The organism is Sphingobacterium sp. CZ-2, assembly GCF_004526235.1.
GTDB lineage: Bacteria > Bacteroidota > Bacteroidia > Sphingobacteriales > Sphingobacteriaceae > Sphingobacterium > Sphingobacterium tenebrionis.
Genome location: NZ_CP038159.1, coordinates 1,831,886 through 1,850,814, shown reverse-complemented (window position 1 = coordinate 1,850,814; position 18,929 = coordinate 1,831,886). Strand labels below are relative to the sequence as shown.

General features: G+C 41.2%; 12 protein-coding genes and 1 pseudogene. 6 read left to right on the top strand and 7 right to left on the bottom strand.

Features of this window, described 5'->3' with window-relative positions; translation table 11 throughout:
• Positions 1–28: 28 nt before the first annotated feature.
• Positions 29–1,309 carry a cytochrome c3 family protein gene (locus tag E3D81_RS08190; RefSeq protein WP_099367726.1) on the bottom strand — a complete coding sequence of 427 codons (1,281 nt, stop codon included), beginning with the start codon at positions 1,307–1,309 and terminating at the stop codon, positions 29–31.
• A 240-nt stretch (positions 1,310–1,549) separates the two neighbouring features.
• Between E3D81_RS08190 and E3D81_RS08185 the strand changes: the two genes are divergently transcribed.
• Positions 1,550–2,014: a methionine-R-sulfoxide reductase gene (locus tag E3D81_RS08185; protein WP_099367727.1), complete on the top strand. Its 465-nt coding sequence runs from the start codon at positions 1,550–1,552 to the stop codon at positions 2,012–2,014.
• Here E3D81_RS08185 and E3D81_RS08180 read toward each other — a convergent pair.
• Positions 1,980–3,008, bottom strand: coding sequence for a LacI family DNA-binding transcriptional regulator (locus E3D81_RS08180; protein ID WP_099367728.1), 1,029 nt, complete (start codon positions 3,006–3,008; stop codon positions 1,980–1,982). The genes E3D81_RS08185 and E3D81_RS08180 overlap by 35 nt on opposite strands.
• A gap of 159 nt (positions 3,009–3,167) precedes the next feature.
• Between E3D81_RS08180 and E3D81_RS08175 the strand changes: the two genes are divergently transcribed.
• Positions 3,168–5,423 carry a GH92 family glycosyl hydrolase gene (locus E3D81_RS08175; protein ID WP_134777088.1) on the top strand — a complete coding sequence of 752 codons (2,256 nt, stop codon included), beginning with the start codon at positions 3,168–3,170 and terminating at the stop codon, positions 5,421–5,423.
• A gap of 64 nt (positions 5,424–5,487) precedes the next feature.
• A complete protein-coding gene (locus tag E3D81_RS08170) occupies positions 5,488–5,811 on the top strand; it encodes a DUF493 domain-containing protein (RefSeq protein ID WP_099367730.1) in 324 nt (107 codons plus the stop codon).
• A 132-nt stretch (positions 5,812–5,943) separates the two neighbouring features.
• On the opposite strand, the gene E3D81_RS08165 is transcribed toward E3D81_RS08170, so the two are convergent.
• The 3 genes and pseudogenes from E3D81_RS08165 to pnp all read right to left on the bottom strand — a co-directional run bounded on the left by E3D81_RS08165 (position 5,944) and on the right by pnp (position 10,483).
• Positions 5,944–6,840: a hypothetical protein gene (locus tag E3D81_RS08165; protein WP_134777087.1), complete on the bottom strand. Its 897-nt coding sequence runs from the start codon at positions 6,838–6,840 to the stop codon at positions 5,944–5,946.
• 354 nt (positions 6,841–7,194) lie between these two features.
• Positions 7,195–8,189 (bottom strand): annotated as a pseudogene (locus tag E3D81_RS17490) (transposase); the annotation flags it as partial.
• 134 nt (positions 8,190–8,323) lie between these two features.
• Positions 8,324–10,483, bottom strand: coding sequence for a polyribonucleotide nucleotidyltransferase (gene pnp, locus E3D81_RS08155; RefSeq protein WP_099367732.1), 2,160 nt, complete (start codon positions 10,481–10,483; stop codon positions 8,324–8,326).
• Positions 10,484–10,843: 360 nt separating this feature from the next.
• Here pnp and E3D81_RS08150 point away from each other — a divergent pair, with 360 nt between their 5' ends.
• Together E3D81_RS08150 and E3D81_RS08145 are read left to right on the top strand one after the other, a co-directional pair.
• Complete coding sequence (locus E3D81_RS08150) at positions 10,844–14,110, top strand: SusC/RagA family TonB-linked outer membrane protein (protein WP_134777086.1); 3,267 nt, start codon at positions 10,844–10,846, stop codon at positions 14,108–14,110.
• A gap of 3 nt (positions 14,111–14,113) precedes the next feature.
• Complete coding sequence (locus tag E3D81_RS08145; RefSeq protein WP_099367734.1) at positions 14,114–15,853, top strand: RagB/SusD family nutrient uptake outer membrane protein; 1,740 nt, start codon at positions 14,114–14,116, stop codon at positions 15,851–15,853.
• Positions 15,854–15,914: 61 nt separating this feature from the next.
• Here the strand turns inward: E3D81_RS08145 and rpsO are convergent, their stop codons facing one another.
• Positions 15,915–16,193: a 30S ribosomal protein S15 gene (gene rpsO / locus E3D81_RS08140; RefSeq protein WP_099367735.1), complete on the bottom strand. Its 279-nt coding sequence runs from the start codon at positions 16,191–16,193 to the stop codon at positions 15,915–15,917.
• 108 nt (positions 16,194–16,301) lie between these two features.
• Complete coding sequence (locus tag E3D81_RS08135) at positions 16,302–17,513, bottom strand: acyltransferase family protein (protein ID WP_099367736.1); 1,212 nt, start codon at positions 17,511–17,513, stop codon at positions 16,302–16,304.
• A 228-nt stretch (positions 17,514–17,741) separates the two neighbouring features.
• Between E3D81_RS08135 and E3D81_RS08130 the strand changes: the two genes are divergently transcribed.
• Complete coding sequence (locus tag E3D81_RS08130; RefSeq protein WP_134777085.1) at positions 17,742–18,929, top strand: ROK family transcriptional regulator; 1,188 nt, start codon at positions 17,742–17,744, stop codon at positions 18,927–18,929.

Below are 18,929 nucleotides of genomic sequence, written 5' to 3'. Positions count from 1 at the left end.
TAAGATTCTGTATTTCTAAATTAATTCATTAATAGTGACATTTACCACACTCTAATCCACCGATCATCGCTGCTGTCATCTTCTCACCTTTTTTCAATTTCTCGTGAGCTTCGATCAACTGGTCGTAATAAGCATTATCCTTATTAACCTCAGTCTCTTTGTGACAGTCAACACACCATTTCATGGTTAGTGGTGAGTATTGGTAAACTTCTTCCATATCCTGAATAGGACCGTGACATGTTTGACACTCAACACCCGCTACAACAACGTGCTGGGAGTGGTTGAAATACGCAAAATCAGGAAGGTTGTGAATTCTAACCCATTCGATCGGTCTAGTATTGGTACCGTAAGTTCTGGTTTCTTGATCCCAGTCTACCGCGCGGTATAGTTTCGCAATCTCAGGTGATGTTTGTCCATCGTAATGGTCAGATGCTGTTACCGTATTGTGACAGTTCATACAAACATTCGCAGATGGAATAGATGCATTTTTAGATTTGAATGCACCACCGTGACAATATTGACATTCGATTTGGTTTACCCCAGCGTGGATCTGGTGCGAGAATTTAATAGGCTGAACAGGTTTGTAACCTTGGTGAACACCTACGTTCCACATCGTGTTCCATCCTGCAGCTCCTAAAAGACCTACCACCATCAATACCACGAAGAATACCAATTTCTTATTCTTAAGGAATGCTTGAGCAAATTTAGCCGTATTGCTTTCGCCTGCCTCTTCATGTCTTGCCTGTGCCTCAGCAATAGCTGCTTGGTTGTTGGCAATAACACGCTCCAAAGTTTTGGTCACTCTGTTCAACGCGAAGATAACGGCAATGGCAACCACAAATAAGGCAACCAATCCGATGATCATCATGGTGTTTGCATCCGAACTTGCAGCAGCACCGGCAGCAGCAGGAGAATTTTTCTTCTCTTCAGCTTTAACCTTCTCCGCGTCCAAATAAGCTACCATGTCAGCGATATCTGATTCAGATAAACTCGCAAATGGAGTCATCACTGTTGGGTACTTCCCTTTCAACTCCAATGCAATTGGGTCTCCAGCATCGATCATACCTTGTGGGTTGTGAATCCATTTCACAATCCAGCCCATTTCACGACGTTCTGACAACCCTAACAAGTCAGGTCCAACGCCATTCCTTCCCAACGTGTGACATGACTGACATGCATTCGCTTTGAATAGCGCAGCACCATTCGCAGCATCCTGCGCTTGCGCAGCAGTAGTAACGGCAAATAACAATACCAAACTTACTGATATTGACTTCGCAAGTCTTCCTAAAACGGATGAGATATTTCTCATATTTAGCACTTTATACTATTTTATGTGTAATAATTAATTGTTGACTCTCTACTATAGGTACACAATACCGTACAAAACAATGCACAAAAGTATAACTTATTAAGCAATCACTGACAATTTGATGACTTAATTTATCAATTTATAATCATTCTAAATAGCTTTGCATTTGTTGTCCTACATGCCAATAATTAACACTAATCTGATTTTTTACTCCCAATTATTCCCTAACTTAGTGGTACTATGAGAATAATAATTTGCATTTTATTTTTATTTGTTTTTACCGGTTGTGCGCAGTCGCAACAGCCCAAAACCAAAATCGCTATGAACGACACAACAAAATACAACAAACTAACCCCTGAAGAAGAGTACGTCATCCTTCAAAAAGGTACCGAGAGACCTTTTACAGGAAAACTATTGGACAATAAAGCGAAAGGTACCTATGTGTGCAAACGCTGCGATGCCCCTTTGTACAAATCAGATGATAAGTTTGAATCCCACTGTGGATGGCCAAGTTTTGATGATGAAATCAAGGGTGCTGTGCGCAGGGAGGTCGATGCAGACGGAAGAAGAGTGGAGATTTTATGTGCGAAATGTGATGCCCACCTAGGCCATGTTTTTGAAGGAGAAGGATTCACCTCCAAAAACACGAGACATTGTGTGAATTCTATTTCTATGAAGTTTGTTCCAGCGCCTCCTCAGAAATAACGGAAGATCCGCGAACCAACAGTTCACTTGGAATGGTAATTTTCTGCAATTCCTTGTTCTTTCCTTTAATCTCATTCAAGAGTGTATGGATAAGTTCATTGGCAATGGTTGCAGTATCTTGGGTGACCACCGAAATTCCCGGCTCATATAAGCTGAAAAGAGTGTGGTCATCATAGGCGACCATATGGGGTAATTTCATTTTATATTCCTTGATGGCCTTCAACCCATGGATTGCCAGATAATTCGTGGCAAATAATACAGCATCCAGTTTATTGGATGCGATAAATTCGTGCAATTGTTCGATGGACGATGCCTCATCTTCATCAATCTTGATCTTTTTGATGTAGGCCTGCTGTTGGAAATCGTCAATGGCTTTCATATAACCTTCCAAACGGTCCCGCATCTGGGTCTGGTTCGAAAATAGGGAAACAAAACCGACCCGCTTGTTGGAAGGATTTTCCAACAGGTGCTTGGTGGCCGTAAAAGCTCCATTGAAATTATCCAATACCACATAATTTGTTTCCAAATTTGGGATGTAACGGTCAAATAAAACAACTGGGACGTTATTTTTTATCAGATTAGCCACTGTTTCTTCCAAACCCTCAGGCGGCGTAATGATATAACCATCTACTTGACGATCGTAAAATAGCTGTATAAGTTCTTTAGCCTTTGTTACATCATTGTCCATACTGCAATAAATGATGTGGTAGCCGTTATCATACGCTATCCTTTCGATATACTTAGCTACATTGGAGAAAAACGGATTGGAAATATCTTCTACGATCAATCCTAAAATCTTGGATTGGCCAGTCCGCAGACTCTGTGCTAATTGATTTGGTTTATACCCGACCTTTTTCACATAATCCAATACACGCTTGGTCAATCCTTCACTGATCCGCTTTTCCTTCGCTTTCCCATTCAGGATAAAGGATACGGTCGTAACGGATACGCCCAAGCTTTTGGCTATGTCTGAGATCAAAATACGCTTCTTCATGTTTGTAGGTTATTGTTGATGTTATACAAACCAAATATATAAAATCAGCTAAATTTTAGCAAATAAATGCTAAATTAATCGCTAAATAATTTGCTAAAAGGGTTTAAATTGATTTAAAAGCTTATATTTGAAAAGCTGTAAATCGAAATAAACTGCATTATGATCATATATTTTAAACGATTTTTACCACTGTTAACTGGCCTTTTATTGGGCACGTTGGGCCTAAAGGCTCAAGAGTTCAGCAAATACGTGGATCCTTTCATAGGTACCGGCGGCCATGGCCATACCTATCCCGGAGCGACCGTTCCATTCTCCTTGGTTCAGTTATCACCAGATAATGGTAAGAGCGGCTGGGACTGGGTGAGCGGTTACCATATTTCTGCCGATTCCATTGCGGGCTTCAGCCATATGCACCTCAGCGGAACAGGTATTGGTGATTGGTTGGATATCGCTATTATGCCCCTAACGAACCCTGTGGAACAGAACAGATTGGATACCCGGGTCAGATTCTCCCATCAGGATGAAATGGCAAGCCCCGGATTTTACCAAGTAAAACTAGAGAATGGCATCCTTGCTCAATTGACGGCCTCAGAACGAGTAGGTTTTCATCAATACCAATTTCCTGCCGGCAGTAGGCCAACCATCCGTTTGGATCTTGCCCATGCCTTTAACTGGGATAGACCTATGGATACCGAAATAAAGATCATTGATAAGCATACCATAATTGGAAAAAGATATTCCTATGGTTGGGCGAATAAACAACATATCTATTTCGCCATCCGATTTGAAAAGCCTTTCTCCACCTACTTATTAAATGGGGAAAAAACCAGCTCTTCCAGCGTCTCTCAAACCAACACAAGCACTTCTGGCCCCGTAAAAGCAGTAAATGCACAATTTACCTTTCCTAACCAAAACCAGGTTGCCCTAAAAGTTGCACTTTCCACGAGCAACGAAGAAAAAGCATTGGCTGCATTGAACGAAATACCCGATTGGGATTTCATTGCCGCTAAGACTTCAGCCCAAAACAAGTGGGAAAAAGAATTGTCCAAAATCCAAGTAGAATCGGCCGACGAAAAACTAAAAACCATCTTTTACACGGCCCTATACCATACCGCTCTATCTCCTACCTTATATTCGGATGCGGATGGTGCCTATAAAAATTATAAAGGAGAATCCCATAAAATGCCTAATGCTGGACAACGATATACCCTATTTTCCCTTTGGGATACTTTCCGAGCGTTAAAACCTTTATTTACCATTACGCAAGCGGAAAGATATACAGATATCCTCCAGAGTATGATGGCCTTTTACGAAGAGAATGGCCTTTTACCCGTTTGGGACTTGAGTACTTTTGAGACCAATACCATGACCGGCTACCACGCCATCCCTGTTATTGCCGATGCCATCCTCAAAGATTGGCCGGGGCTCGATCAGGAAAAAGCTTATCAGGCCATGTTGGCGAGTGCCTATCAAAAAATCCGTGAAGTTCCGGCCTATATCGAATATGGCTATGTCCCACAGGATGTGAACGGAGGTTCAGTAACCAAAACATTGGAATATGCTTTTGACGACTATTGTATTTCCTTGGTCGCCAAAAAATTGGGCAAACAAGAGGACTTTAAAACCTTCAGCAAGCGAGCAAAGAATTATATAAACCATTTTGACCCACAAACGGGTTTCATGCGCTCTAAACTGAAAAACGGCCAATTCTTTGAACCTTTTGATCCATTCTATTCGGAACACGATTTCGACAAAAGTCAATATATCGAAGGCAATGCTTGGCAACATTCATTTTTTGTGCCACATGATGTGAGAGGTTTAGCAAAATTATTCCCTAAAAAGAATGGATTGGAGCTGATGTTAGACACCCTTTTCAAAGCACCATCCATTATGACTGGTGAAAACCAATCTCCGGATGCTTCAGGATTTATTGGCCAATACGCTCATGGAAATGAACCTAGTCATCATATCGCTTATATGTATAGTTACATTGGAAAACCCTGGAAAACCCAGGAAAAAGTCCGCACGATCTTAGACTCCATGTACCATGACCGTCCAGATGGCTATGCCGGTAATGAAGATGCCGGACAAATGAGTGCCTGGGCCGTATGGTCCATGATGGGCTTATATCCCGCTTCACCAGTCAATGGAGAATATGTATTCGGAAGCCCGGTATTGGATAAGGCGAGCATACAAATGCCAAATGGAAAAACATTCCACATTATCGCAAAGGATAATTCTTCCAGGAACAGGTATATCCATTCCATCCGATTGAATGGTAAGAAATACGATAAGCTGTTTATCACTCATTCGGAAATTCTCAAGGGAGGCACCTTGGAATTCCAGATGTCGGAAAAACCGAACTTCAAATTCGGAACAAAAAGGAAATCCTGGCCTACTTCGATGGAAAACTAACCTTTTGTCATACCAAACCATTGGGTATGCAATTTGTTAAGTAAGGGAAAGGAGAAATTGAAAAATGACAGATTTTAACAACAACATCAACATTAAAGATATACAGGATAATAATCCACAGGATTTTTACAAAAACTTTAAAGAGAAATTGATTGATGTAGAGAAATTTCCTACGATCTACACCTTTAAATTTATAGTGAAAACAGATTCAGACAAAGCGGAGCAGGTGAAAGCGATTTTTACACATGCCAGCGCTAAGTTTTCCGAAAAAAGCTCTTCAGGCGGGAAATACACTTCCATCTCGATCGAGAACTATGTGAACAATGCAGATGAGGTTATCGATTATTACAAAAAGGTAGCAGAAATACCTGATGTAATGATGTTATAAAAAAGAGAGGGTGTCAAAATGACACCCTCTCTTTTTTATAACAGTAGTTAGTAGTTAGTATTTAGTAGTTAGACCTATATCGGAACGTCATTGCGAGGAGGCACGACGAAGCAATCTTTCAAAAACAACCTCTTACCTGTCCATTGTTTCCAAAGCTTGCTGCACGGCAGCTGGATTTCCAAAATCTATATTTCTTTCCTTCAAACCTATATACATATTACCTGGGATGATGACATAGCGAAATTGAATCTGTGAGCCCAACATCAACAATGCCCCGCCATCATATACATACCGATAAACCACAATTTCATTTTTCTTCAATTTAAAGGTGATGGTAGACATCCTACCTCCTGCCCTGCTTGTATAGGGCAACGGAAATGGACCACCACCATAATCCAAATACATCAATACAACTGCAGATGCCATCACGGTTTCCGTTAATTGGGGGGCATAAATGTGTGCAATCCGAGCGACGGTTCCATCCATGATAGAGTCCTTCATCCTTACACTAGTTTTCCAGCCAGAATACATCACTCTTGCATCTGCTTTTAAATTAGCGCCTACACCCCATCCTGTAGCTGTCTTTGGACCATAAAGCACCATCTGGGCAGTATTGAAATAGAAATCGCCTACTTTCCCTAAACCCGCATCGGGTATGACCGTACCTGATAAAAATTGTGACCCATCCTTTCCGTTCGTACCGTTCGTTCCATTTGTTCCGTTGGTACCATTCGTGCCATTAGCACCTTTCAGATTGGTGCCATTTCCCCAACCTGCTGCCGTTTTAGGGCCATATAACACCCCAGTTGCCGTCCTGAAATAGAAGTCGCCATTTTTACCAATGGCTGCAGTTGGAACATCTGCTCCACTAAATATCGTGGAACCATCAGCTCCCTTTATCCCCGTTACCCCTTGTATCCCCTGATCTCCCTTTTCACCTTGGGGACCCATCGGTCCAGTATCCCCTTTTTTACATGCGCCTATGCCAATAATGACGGCCAAGAGCATCATCAATAAATTCGTTTTCATAATGTTTCTCGTTTACTTATTGTTTATGATGTCGAAATTATTTGATTTTGCCGCACAAAAATCCATCGATGAGGGAAGGGGGTTCTTGAATGAGTGAATATTGGCTTTTAATGAGGGAAAACTTTTTTACGTAAAAAAAAAGAAGGTGTCTAAAAAGGCACCTTCTTCTGTTTTATAGCTTTCTGGAGCTCCATTATAATTTCATGAGCAATATTAGGCTGCAAGTCGATGTTTTGTACTTTTCAGCATGTTGATGGCTTGATTTATCGCAAATAGGGAGTTTTTGCCACCTGGTTTACCGATAAAAGCTTTGTCTTTCCACTTTTTTGCCCATTTTCTGAGGTTATGGGCAATGGCCATCAAACCGAATTCCACAGCGACTTTATCCAGTCCTTTCATTGTGAACCGGGTAAACCTGTTGTTGCTTTTCATCTGACCAAATACAGCTTCCACTTCTATGGGTCGCTTGCTCCGATGGTACATTCCCTCTTCCGACAGCAGTCTTTCCCGGGCTTTATCCTTGAGCTTATTGAGCCTGTGGTTCACTTCAATGAGCCGATCGCCTTTAGCTTTATGGCACCCACTGCGCATCGGGCAGCCCTCACATCGCCGAGCCTGGTAACAGCTGACCTGGGCAGTGTATCCGTTGGCACTGACTCTGGTTGCATGACCGATAAAGCTGAGCTTCTGTCCTGCCGGACACACATAAAAGTCCTCCTGCTGGTTGTAATATAGGTTCTGTACCGAAAAAGGATCCTGTTTATGACCTGCTGATCCCCTAATGAAGATTGGTCCCGGCTGATCTGTGCATCGATATCCGAAAGGACCGAAGCGATGTTCGCCTCCAGCTTTATCTTGTTCTTCTCGATCGATTTCTTCCAAACGAAGGTATAACGACCGGCGGCCGATTCGATCTTGGTACCATCTACATACTGGACTTTCAGGCTGACATACTCCATATCATGCAGCATCCGAACGATACTGGCAAACAGCTCCTGTATCTGTCCCTTAAGACGCTTTCCCCTGAAATAATTGATCGTACGGTAATCCGGTGTACTGTTGCCCGAAAGCCACATGAAATGGATGTTCTCGTGCAGGGCGCGCTCGATCTTGCGGCAAGAATAGATATTGCTCAGATACGCGTAGAACAGTACCTTAATGAGCATCCTGGGATGGAAACTGGTCGTTCCCCCTCCTTTATACTGACGGATGATATGTTCCAGATCCAACTGGTCAACAACCTGGCTCACCAACCGAACAGGATGGTTCAAGGGGATACGGTCTAAAATATTCTCAGGAAAAAGACTAGGACTATTGGATGGAAGCGCTTTGAATTGTATGTTTGCCATATTGTTTTTTGGTTGCACCTTAAGATACAAAATCTTGAGGACAAAAAACAGAAAAACCCCGCCATTTTTTAATGACGGGGTTCTCTTTTAAGAGACCTTTTTAGACAGCCTCTTCATTTATAGGTATTCGTTTATTAGTCCTCTTTTGGTTGATCCTTTGCAGGTTTGTCTTCCCTTGGAGGTCTTGGTAATAACGCTTTTCTAGAAAGCTTCAATTTACCTTGTTTGTCGATATCCAATAACTTAACAGTTACCATATCACCTTCTTTGAACACACCGTCCATGGTTTCAAGACGTTTCCAATCAATTTCAGAGATATGTAATAAACCGTCTTTACCTGGCATGATCTCTACGAAAGCTCCGAAAGGCATAATGGTTTTGACCTTACCTTCATATACTTCACCAATTTCTGGTTTTGCAGTGATCGCTTTGATTCTTGCCAAGGCAGCATCGATAGATTCTTTATTGTCAGCGAAGATCTGAACAACACCTTTATTATCCACTTCTTCAATGGAGATGGTTGCACCAGTTTCACGTTGCATTTCTTGGATGATCTTACCACCTGGGCCAATAACCGCACCGATAAATTCTTTATCGATAAGGATCTGGATGATGCGTGGAGCATGTGGTTTGTAATCTTCACGTGGCTCCGTGATGGTTTTCGCCATTTCACCAAGGATGTGTAAACGAGCTTCTTTCGCTTGATCCAAAGCTTGTGTCAATACTTCCCATTTCAGACCATTGATCTTTAAGTCCATTTGACAACCTACGATACCATTTGCTGTACCGGTTACTTTGAAGTCCATATCTCCTAAGTGATCCTCATCTCCTAAGATGTCGGATAAAATAGCGTATTTACCTGTTTTCTCATCAGAGATCAATCCCATCGCGATACCTGATACTGGCGCTTTGATTTTTACACCGGCATCCATCAACGCCAATGTTCCCGCACATACTGTTGCCATTGATGAAGAACCATTGGATTCCAGGATATCAGAAACAACACGGATGGTATATGGATTATCTTCCGTAGGAAGCACTTTTTTCAATGAACGCATGGCCAGGTTACCATGACCTACCTCACGACGACCAGGACCTCTGTTAGGTCTTACCTCACCAGTAGAGAAACCAGGGAAGTTGTAGTGAAGGATAAACTTATTGTATCCATGGAAGAATGCACCATCGATCATCTGCTCATCGTCTTTAGCACCTAAAGTTACCGATGTCAATGACTGAGTTTCACCACGTGTAAATACCGCAGAACCGTGTGCTGCCGGTAAGTAATCCACTTCAGTCCAGATCGGACGTACCTTACGAACATCACGGCCATCCAAACGGATACCTTCGTCCAATAAAAGATTACGAACCGCATCGTACTGTACATCGTGGTAATATTTCTTTAATAAGAATTTCGTATCATCATCGATCTCCTCACCCATTGTTTCGAAGAATGCCGCTCCGATAGCTGCGAACTTCTCTGTACGGTCATGTTTCGAAGAACCTGATTTGGCAACTTCATAAACTTGGCTATAAGTAGCATCGTAGATTGCTTCACGCAATGCTGGGTTGGAAGGTTCATGATCGAAACCTCTCTTATCGTGGGATCCAACCAAATTGGCCAATTCAACCTGTGCCGCCACTTGTTTTTTGATGGCATCATGTGCAAAAGCAATTGCTTCTACCATTTCAGCTTCAGAAATCTCATTGGCTTCACCTTCTACCATCACGATATCCTGTGCAGAACCTGCTACGATAAATTCCAATGTTGCTTTTTCCAAAGCCGATACCGTAGGGTTGATCACTAATTGACCATCTACCTTCGCTACACGCACTTCAGAGATTGGGCCATTGAAAGGAATATCAGAAACAGCGATTGCTGCAGAAGCTGCTAAACCTGCCAAAGCATCAGGCATGATCTCTTTATCTGCAGAGATCAAAGAAACCATTACTTGTGTATCTGCGTGGTAGGTATCAGGGAATAATGGACGTAAAGCCCTATCGATCAATCTTGAAATCAAAACCTCATAATCTGAAAGTCTTGCTTCACGACGTAAAAAACCACCTGGAATACGTCCTGTGGCTGCATATTTCTCTTGGTAATCTACCGATAAAGGAAGGAAATCTGTTCCCGCTTTTGGCTCCTTTGCAGAAACCACGGTCGCTAGCAACATCGTTGCTCCTTGCTTTAAAACTACTGATCCATCAGCCTGTTTAGCCAATTTCCCAGTCGACAATTCAATGGGAGCTAACCCGCCACCCATTTCAATTGTTACTTTCTTTTCGTTATAACTCATTGTTCGTTCGTTTTGATGCACTTGCGTCAATTTACATGCATCTATTTAATTTGACATTTTTAATCGCACAAAGGTAAATAATTTTTATTTCTATCACATCAATAAATGATACATAAGATTAATCCTTATCACAACAATAGAAAATGCCGTAGAAATGTTAAATATTAATTTTTTGTTACAAGCAGAAAGAATTCATATTAAATTTATACTAACTAAACATATTTCTTAAACCTTAAACCCCTTACACCTAGGTAGCAACAATTACCTAAAACCTTTTACCATTTGGTAACATATCCTTAATGGTATCAAAACATTCTAACCATTTCTTTGCAACTTTAAAAACATCCTAAAACTACCTACATGAAAAAGAGTTATGCTATTCTGCCTATCCTTTTAGGAATGTCTTTCTGTACATGGTCATCGGTACAAGCAGGTCGAAAACCTGCCTTTATTGACCATTTGGAAATCATTCAAGGCCAAAACCTTCTACGCGGTAAAATCACAAATGCCACAGGTGAGCCTATCACCGGAGTTTCTGTCCGCAATTTGAGCTCGTCCGCTTCTACCCAGACAAATGAAAATGGCGAATTCGAGATCGCTGGCTCCACAGGAAATCAATTACGTTTTTCTATGGTGGGTTATACTCCTCAAACCCTCAATATTCAAGAAGAGTATTCCCGAATTGTACTAGAATCTAGCAACGAGTCATTGGACGAAGTGGTTGTCGTGGGTTATGGTAAACAGAAAAAAGTAAATCTTACTGGAGCTGTGGCACAAATCGACTCCAAAATTTTAGAGGATCGTTCCGTATCCAATGCTACGCAAGCATTACAGGGTGCAGTTCCGAACTTAAACATCAATTTCTCGAATGGACGCCCGGGTGGTGAAGGTTCCATAAATATCCGTGGTTTCGCATCCATCAACTCCGCGAATGCGGCCCCATTGGTGTTAATTGATGGTGTACCGGGAAACATCAACAACATCAATCCGAGAGATATTGAATCCATTTCCGTATTGAAAGATGCTTCGGCTGCTGCTGTATATGGTGCTAGAGGCGCCTTTGGTGTTATGTTAGTGACCACCAAACGGGGCCAAGCTGGTAAAATGAACATTAGTTACAACAATAATTTTGCAACTTCCAACTTAACGGTAAGCACAGACTTTATGACGAGTGGCTATGATGCAGCCATTCTGAATGATGAGGCATTTGTTAGAGCAACAGGAAACCGCTATACCGGCTATACCGATGAGGATTATGCCGAACTATTAAAACGTAAAGAGGATCCTTCATTACCTGCAGTTGTTATTCAAAACAGAAATGGTAAGGACCAATATGTTTATTATGCCAATACCGACTGGTGGAATACTTTCTATCGCAAGAACATGAATTCTATGGAACATGCGCTGACCTTCTCGGGCGGTTCAGATAAGATCGATTATTACCTTTCTGGACGTATGTATGAAAAAGGCGGTTTGATGAAAGTGACCCAAGATAAATTCGATTCTTTTAACCTACGTTCAAGGATCAATGGGCAAGTTACTTCCTGGCTACGTGTCAGCAACAATTCCCAATTGAATTACCAAAGCTATACCTATCCGGGATGGAACTCCAGCGTAGATGCCAATAATAACTTTATTTCTACTACTGTCCATGCGCTTCCATCCTATGTCCCAGTGAACCCCGATGGAACGGCCACCTACAGAACTGAGCTGAACAACTACAACATCGGTGATGGTATTATGGCCGATCTATTATATGGAAAATCCAAAGGCGGAGAAAAGGATTACGAATTTGTAAACTTATTTGAAGCCGTATTCCAACCATTACCTGAACTTACGGTAACAGGTAATTATACTTTCACGTATAATCCTATTTCCCGCTTTAACAGACGCACGCAAGCACCATGGTCCATTTTTCCAGGAGTGATCAATTATTTAGGAAATGATCAATTAGTGGAATCCATCGCGTTGACCCGCAAGCATTCCATGAACTTATTTGCCAATTATATCAAAAACTTCGGAGACCATAATTTTGGAGCTACCCTTGGTTTTAACCAAGAACTGAACGTCTATAAGAACATGGGCGGAACCCAGACCAACTTATTATCCGAAGATCTGAATGACTTCAATTTGGGAACTGGTATTCCAATTTTGAATGGTGGAGCCAATACTTGGGCATTAATGGGTTTCTTTGGACGTATCAATTACGATTATAAAGGGAGATACCTATTAGAGGTAAATGGTCGTTACGATGGAACATCTAAATTCCCTACCGGACAACGTTATGGGTTTTTCCCTTCCTTTTCAGCTGGATGGCGTATTTCGGAGGAAAACTTTATGCAAAGTCTAAAACCAGTATTGAACGAAGCAAAGTTCAGGGTGTCTTATGGAGCTCTGGGTAATGCGCAGGAAGCTGGTGTTTATGGATACATTCCATTATTAAATGCTGGAACAAATACCTATATCATCAATGGTGCCCGGTCGCAATACCTAAGCATCCCTACCCCAATTTCTGCAGATCTTACCTGGGAAAGAACAAATACATTAAACTTTGGTACTGATCTGGAATTCTTCCAAAATAAGCTCGCCGTATCATTTGATTATTTTATCCGTGAAACATTGGATATGTTGATCCCTGGAAAAACCTTGCCTGCTGTTTATGGAGCCTCTTCACCAAGGACCAATGCCGGCGATTTGAGAAATACAGGATGGGAATTATCCATGACCTGGAGAGATCAGTTCTTGATCAATGAAAAACCATTTGGATACAATTTTGGGATTGGACTGTCTGATTCTAAAGCAAAGATCACCCGTTTTGATAACGAGAAAAAGCTGCTCAACAATTATTACGTGGGTCAAACATTAGGTGAAATCTGGGGCTATAAAACGGATGGATTTTTCCAATCCAACGAAGAAGCCAATGGTTGGACCATCAACCAGGACTATGTCGATAACCAACGTCTATCTGCACCAGGAAACTGGTCAAAACTGCAAGCGGGAGACTTAAAATTTGTGGACATTTCTGGACCAGACGGAACGCCAGACGGAATTGTAAATAATGGAAAAAACTCCGTATTTGAACCTGGAGATCAGGTTATCATCGGTAATTCCCGTGCGAGGTACAATTTTGGGATCAATATGGGAGCTAATTATCAAGGTTTTGATATTTCCCTATTCTTCCAAGGTATTGGCAAACAGAATTGGTGGCCTGGGAATAATTCCGACAAATTCTGGGGACCATATTCACGTCCATACTATTCGTTTATCCCGAAAGATTTTAATGATGATGTTTGGACACCAGAAAATCCTAATGCTTATTTCCCATTGTTAAGAGGATACATCGCCTTAAACAACCGAGGTTCATTGAACGTAAGAACGGATAGATATCTTCAGGACCTAGCTTACATACGCTTGAAGAATCTGACCCTAGGTTATGCTCTTCCAATCTCCATTGCCCAGAAAATGAAGTTAAGTAGGGCGAGAATATTCCTTTCTGGTGAAAATTTATGGACTGCAACAAAACTACGCTCCAAATACATCGACCCTGAACAGGCTGCCCAAGAAACCAACGGTAGAGCTTATCCTTATTCCAAAACTTTCTCATTCGGTCTTGACCTTACATTCTAAATCATGAAAAAATTAATTTATTTCGTCATAATCACAGCTTTTGGTCTTAGCAGCTGTTCCAAGGATTTCTTAGATAGAACTCCCGAGGCTAGCGTATCTCCCGATGCCTCTTTTAAAACAAAAAAAGACCTGGAACTTTATACCAATTCTTTCTACAACTATTTACCATCAGCCGAGGGCATCTATAATGAAGGTGTAGACAATATTGTGAAAACAACGTTGGAAGATAATATCTCCGGAAAAAGAATTGTCCCAACAACTGGTGGAGGATGGAGCTGGGGTGAACTCAGGAACATCAACTTCTTCCTGGAAAACTGCTTCAATAATCTCAGCGAAGCTGAAGCTGCCCCTTATGCTGGTGTAGCTAGATTTTTCAGAGCCTATTTTTATTTCGAAAAGCTAAAAAGGTTCGGCGATGTGCCATGGTACGGCAAAACTCTTTCGGAATCCGATGAAGAAGGATTGATGAAAAAAAGAGACCCCCGTACTTTGATCGTGGATTCCATTTTGGCCGATCTGGATTATGCCATTGAGAAAATCAAGGCAGACAAAAAATCGGATATCAGAATCACCCAATGGACAGCCTTGGCTTTAAAATCTAGGGTTGCTCTATTTGAAGGGACATTTAGAAAATATCATACGGAATTAGATCTTCAAGGTGCCGACAAACTTTTGGAAGCGGCGGCAGATGCATCCAAAAAATTGATCGACCAAAAACAATATGATATCTATGTGGGTGCAGGAATTGATTCCTATGCGGCATTGTTCCGTTCTGTAAACAGTATTGACCAAGAGGTGATCCTGACCAGAAAATTCTCGGATGCTTTACAGATCTGGCATAATGTCAATTATTATACCATTACCGCATCTTATGGTAAGCCGGGACTAGAAAAATCATTGGTGAATTCTTACCTCATGAAAGATGGATCCCGTTTTACGGACAAACCGAACTACGATAAATTGACCTTTCTGGAAGAAATGAAGGATAGAGATCCTCGATTATCCCAAACGATCCGATACCCAGGATATAAACGGATCGGTGGGGTTGCTCAATTAGCGCCAAACTTCGGAAATTCAGTAACCGGCTATCAATTGACCAAATTTGTTGGTGATCCGATGTATGATAATTATAATCGGTCGGAAAATGATATGCCTGTTATTCGTTATGCGGAAGTACTGTTAAACTATGCTGAAGCCCGTGCGGAGCTTGGGCTCTTGACGCAAGCAGATCTTGACCTCTCCATCAATAAAATCCGGGCAAGAATCCAAATGCCTGGTTTGAATAAAGATGCAGCGAACAGCAATCCAGATAAGATTCTAGCAACAGACTATCCGCTGGTATCAGGGAACAACAAAGGCGTCATTCTTGAAATTCGCAGGGAACGTCGGATTGAACTGGTGATGGAAACTTACCGTTGGGATGATATTTTACGCTGGAAAGCAGGACAATTAGTTACCCGTCAATTCAAGGGAATGTATTTCCCAAGTATTGGAAAATTTGATCTTGATGGTGATGGGAAAGAAGATGTCTGGATCTATGAAGGCACAAAACCGACAGCCTCTGGCATTCAATTATTGAAATTAGGATCCGAAATTTTATTGGAAAATGGAACCAGTGGAAATGTCATCGTCAATCCTCATATCAAAAAGGTATTTGATGAAACGAAGGATTACTTTTATCCATTGCCTACCCAAGAATTGGAACTGAACGAAAACCTGGAACAGAATCCATTCTGGAAATAAACCATATCACAAAAAGAAAGAGCCCCGAAATTCGGGGCTCCTCTGTTTTTTTACTAAAAGCTTATTTGATGATATCACGCAAGCCTAAGCCTTTGATGATCGCACGATATCTGTTGATATCTTTTTTGTACAGATAAGCTAATAAAGAACGACGTTTACCTACTAACATTTGTAGAGAACGTTGTGTGTTAAAATCTTTTCTGTTTTTTTTCAAATGCTCAGTTAAGTGAGCGATTCTTTTAGTGAATAAAGCTACTTGTCCTTCTGCAGAACCAGTGTTTTCTGCTGCACCTGCAAATTCTGCGAAGATATCAGCTTTGTACTCTTTACTTAAATACATTCTTGAATAATATTAAAGCGTTAAAAAATTTATTAATTGGCTGCAAAGATAATGTTTATCAGCAACTTTTTAAAATTATTATTCATTTACAGGGAATTACCCTATCCTTTATACCTTGATATAGATTTTCTTTTGGTCCAACCAGTAACAGATGGCCCACATAAAGGCCAGAAAACACAGGGAATACACAAAAGAACCTATCTCTGTAGGACCAGGAATCTGCGCACAAACATTTTTATAGAACCAGGCCAAAGGTGTGGTGAACAAGGCTTTTCCATCCTCCGCAAATCCGTTTGGAATTCGGATCAAAGCCAATGTTTTTGGTAATAACCCACTCAACACAAAAATGAACAACGGGTTTTTTCCGAACACATCGAAAAACTGGGTAAGCTTATTCTTGACTCCCTGTACCTCGATATACCAGATCATCGATCCGATCGTCATCACGCCCAATCCTGTTGTGTATAACACATAGGAACTGGTCCATATTTTTTTGTTGATGGGAAATCCTAAAGACCAGGTCCAAGCCAATACCAATAGAATAAACCCGGTCACAAACATCCCAGACAACAATTTGAAATGTGGTTCCTGACTCTGTGGAACCCGTGTCCAAAGCCAATCCACCTGTCCCTGTTTTTTGATAAATACCCCCGCCAGATAACCGAATACCACTTGGATTACCGCAGGCATGGCACTCACGAAACCTTCCGGATCAAAGGGAACCCCCTCACCTTTATACATATGGGCTACCCCCAGAATCTGTTTATCGATCGCTGTTCCAAACCAGCCTTCCAACGAATAGGGATCCCCCGTTCCTAAAAATGCGCTCAGGCCCCAATATCCCAAAAGGATAACGGCTGAAATATAAATTAGGGTCCGAGGTTTAAAATAATAGGCCAATACCGAAGCAAAAAAGTAGGCAATAGCAATACGCTGTAAAACCCCTAAAATCCGAACCCCTTTATCGGGATCCACACTGCTTACCCACTCTCGGAATTGCAGCGTTCCATCCACCCATTGTACAAAAGGAAACCAATTGAGCCCTAAACCGATCAGGAAAATCAAAACCGTTCGCTTAATGACTTTTTTCCAGAATACTCCATCCCCTGCCTCTTGAAGGCGCGGAATCACAAATGACATCGCATTTCCTACAGCAAACAGAAAAAATGGGAACACCAGATCGGTTGGCGTACAACCATGCCAAGGTGCATGTTTTAGCGGGGCAAACATCGATGACCAAGTACCTGGATTATTCACCATGATCATTAGCGCCACTGTAGCACCTCTGAACACATCCAAAGAGTAATAACGTTGCTTCATAATTTAATAATTCTAACTAAGGTACAATTATTATTGGGCATTCAAAGCTCAAATAATGCAACATTTAGTTTGAATTACTATAAAAACGCATAAACACGCATATATAATCTTAAACTTTGAGTAGGTTTTAAATAGTAGAACAGTACTTATTAAAAATTTTAAAAAGAATTTGTATGTTAAGAAATTTTTAACATAACTTTACAATAAGTTTAATAAAACGTATTAGCCGTGGATAACCTAAAATTGTCGATATTAAAAAGTTTATACTTTTCAAGTCCGCAATCGATTGCAGAGCTTAGCTCCTCTATTGGGAAGAGTGTGCCCAACATAACGAATTCTATCCATAAACTTCTTCAATCGGATTTGATTCAACAAGATGGGCTTGCTCCTTCAACAGGCGGAAGGCGGGCTGCTCAATTCATTCCAAACAGCCAACAGCTCCCATTAATCGTTTGTGTGGCAATCGATCAATTTTACACATCGGTCGTTATTACTGACTTCAAAAACGAATTTCAAACGGAAATCTCTACTCAACGAATTCCACTCAAAGGGGAAAACGCTTATGAAGAATTGGTTGCCTTTATCAGGCAAACCATGTTATTGGTTCAAGACAAACCGATCTTTGGCTTAGGGGTCAGTATTCCAGGATTTGTGGATAGCAAATCCGGAAAAAACAACTCTTTCACAGCTGAATCGCCATTTTATGATTTTCAAGCGAATTTAGGTAAAACGTTTAACCTCCCTGTTTTTATCGAAAATGATTCTTCAGCAATCGCTATAGCCGAACATTATTTTGGACAAGCCAAAGATGCCAGAAATGTCATGGTGGTAAACCTCAATTGGGGTGTAGGACTGGGAATGATCATTGATAACGAACTTTATCGTGGACATTCTGGGTATGCGGGAGAATTCAGCCATATTCCTTTATCTAATCAAAACAAGCTTTGTTCTTGTGGCAAAAAAGGTTGTCTGGAGGTGGAGGCATCGCTGATTGCAGCGATCGAATTTGCTACCGAGAAACTTTCAAAAGGTGAAGAGTCTTCTTTATTAAAGGATTATCAGCAGCAAAATAACCACATCACTGGCGATCAATTATTAACTGCGGCAAACGCAGGTGATCAATTGGCTATTGAAGCAATAAGTCGTATCGGGTATATGTTGGGCAAGGGGATAGCCACCCTAATCCACATAATCAATCCGGAAATGGTGGTGGTTTCAGGTCGTGGTGCGCAGGCGAAAACTATCCTGGCCCCTCAGATCAATTCCGCCCTTTTGGAATTTACCATCCAACGATTATCAAAAAACACCAAAATCAAATTTTCTAATACCAAACACATACAACTAATAGGATCTGCCTGCGTCTGCATTGGTAATTCAGACAAGAGCATTTACAAGAATTATTTAACAGAAATTTAA

What these genes read in the sequence shown, in the direction of transcription:
- E3D81_RS08190 (WP_099367726.1), bottom strand. Translation starts at nt 1,309, where the DNA reads ATGAGAAATATCTCATCCGTTTTAGGAAGACTTGCGAAGTCAATATCA.
- E3D81_RS08185 (WP_099367727.1), top strand. Translation starts at nt 1,550, where the DNA reads ATGAGAATAATAATTTGCATTTTATTTTTATTTGTTTTTACCGGTTGT.
- E3D81_RS08180 (WP_099367728.1), bottom strand. Translation starts at nt 3,008, where the DNA reads ATGAAGAAGCGTATTTTGATCTCAGACATAGCCAAAAGCTTGGGCGTA.
- E3D81_RS08175 (WP_134777088.1), top strand. Translation starts at nt 3,168, where the DNA reads ATGATCATATATTTTAAACGATTTTTACCACTGTTAACTGGCCTTTTA.
- E3D81_RS08170 (WP_099367730.1), top strand. Translation starts at nt 5,488, where the DNA reads ATGACAGATTTTAACAACAACATCAACATTAAAGATATACAGGATAAT.
- E3D81_RS08165 (WP_134777087.1), bottom strand. Translation starts at nt 6,840, where the DNA reads ATGAAAACGAATTTATTGATGATGCTCTTGGCCGTCATTATTGGCATA.
- pnp (WP_099367732.1), bottom strand. Translation starts at nt 10,483, where the DNA reads ATGAGTTATAACGAAAAGAAAGTAACAATTGAAATGGGTGGCGGGTTA.
- E3D81_RS08150 (WP_134777086.1), top strand. Translation starts at nt 10,844, where the DNA reads ATGAAAAAGAGTTATGCTATTCTGCCTATCCTTTTAGGAATGTCTTTC.
- E3D81_RS08145 (WP_099367734.1), top strand. Translation starts at nt 14,114, where the DNA reads ATGAAAAAATTAATTTATTTCGTCATAATCACAGCTTTTGGTCTTAGC.
- rpsO (WP_099367735.1), bottom strand. Translation starts at nt 16,193, where the DNA reads ATGTATTTAAGTAAAGAGTACAAAGCTGATATCTTCGCAGAATTTGCA.
- E3D81_RS08135 (WP_099367736.1), bottom strand. Translation starts at nt 17,513, where the DNA reads ATGAAGCAACGTTATTACTCTTTGGATGTGTTCAGAGGTGCTACAGTG.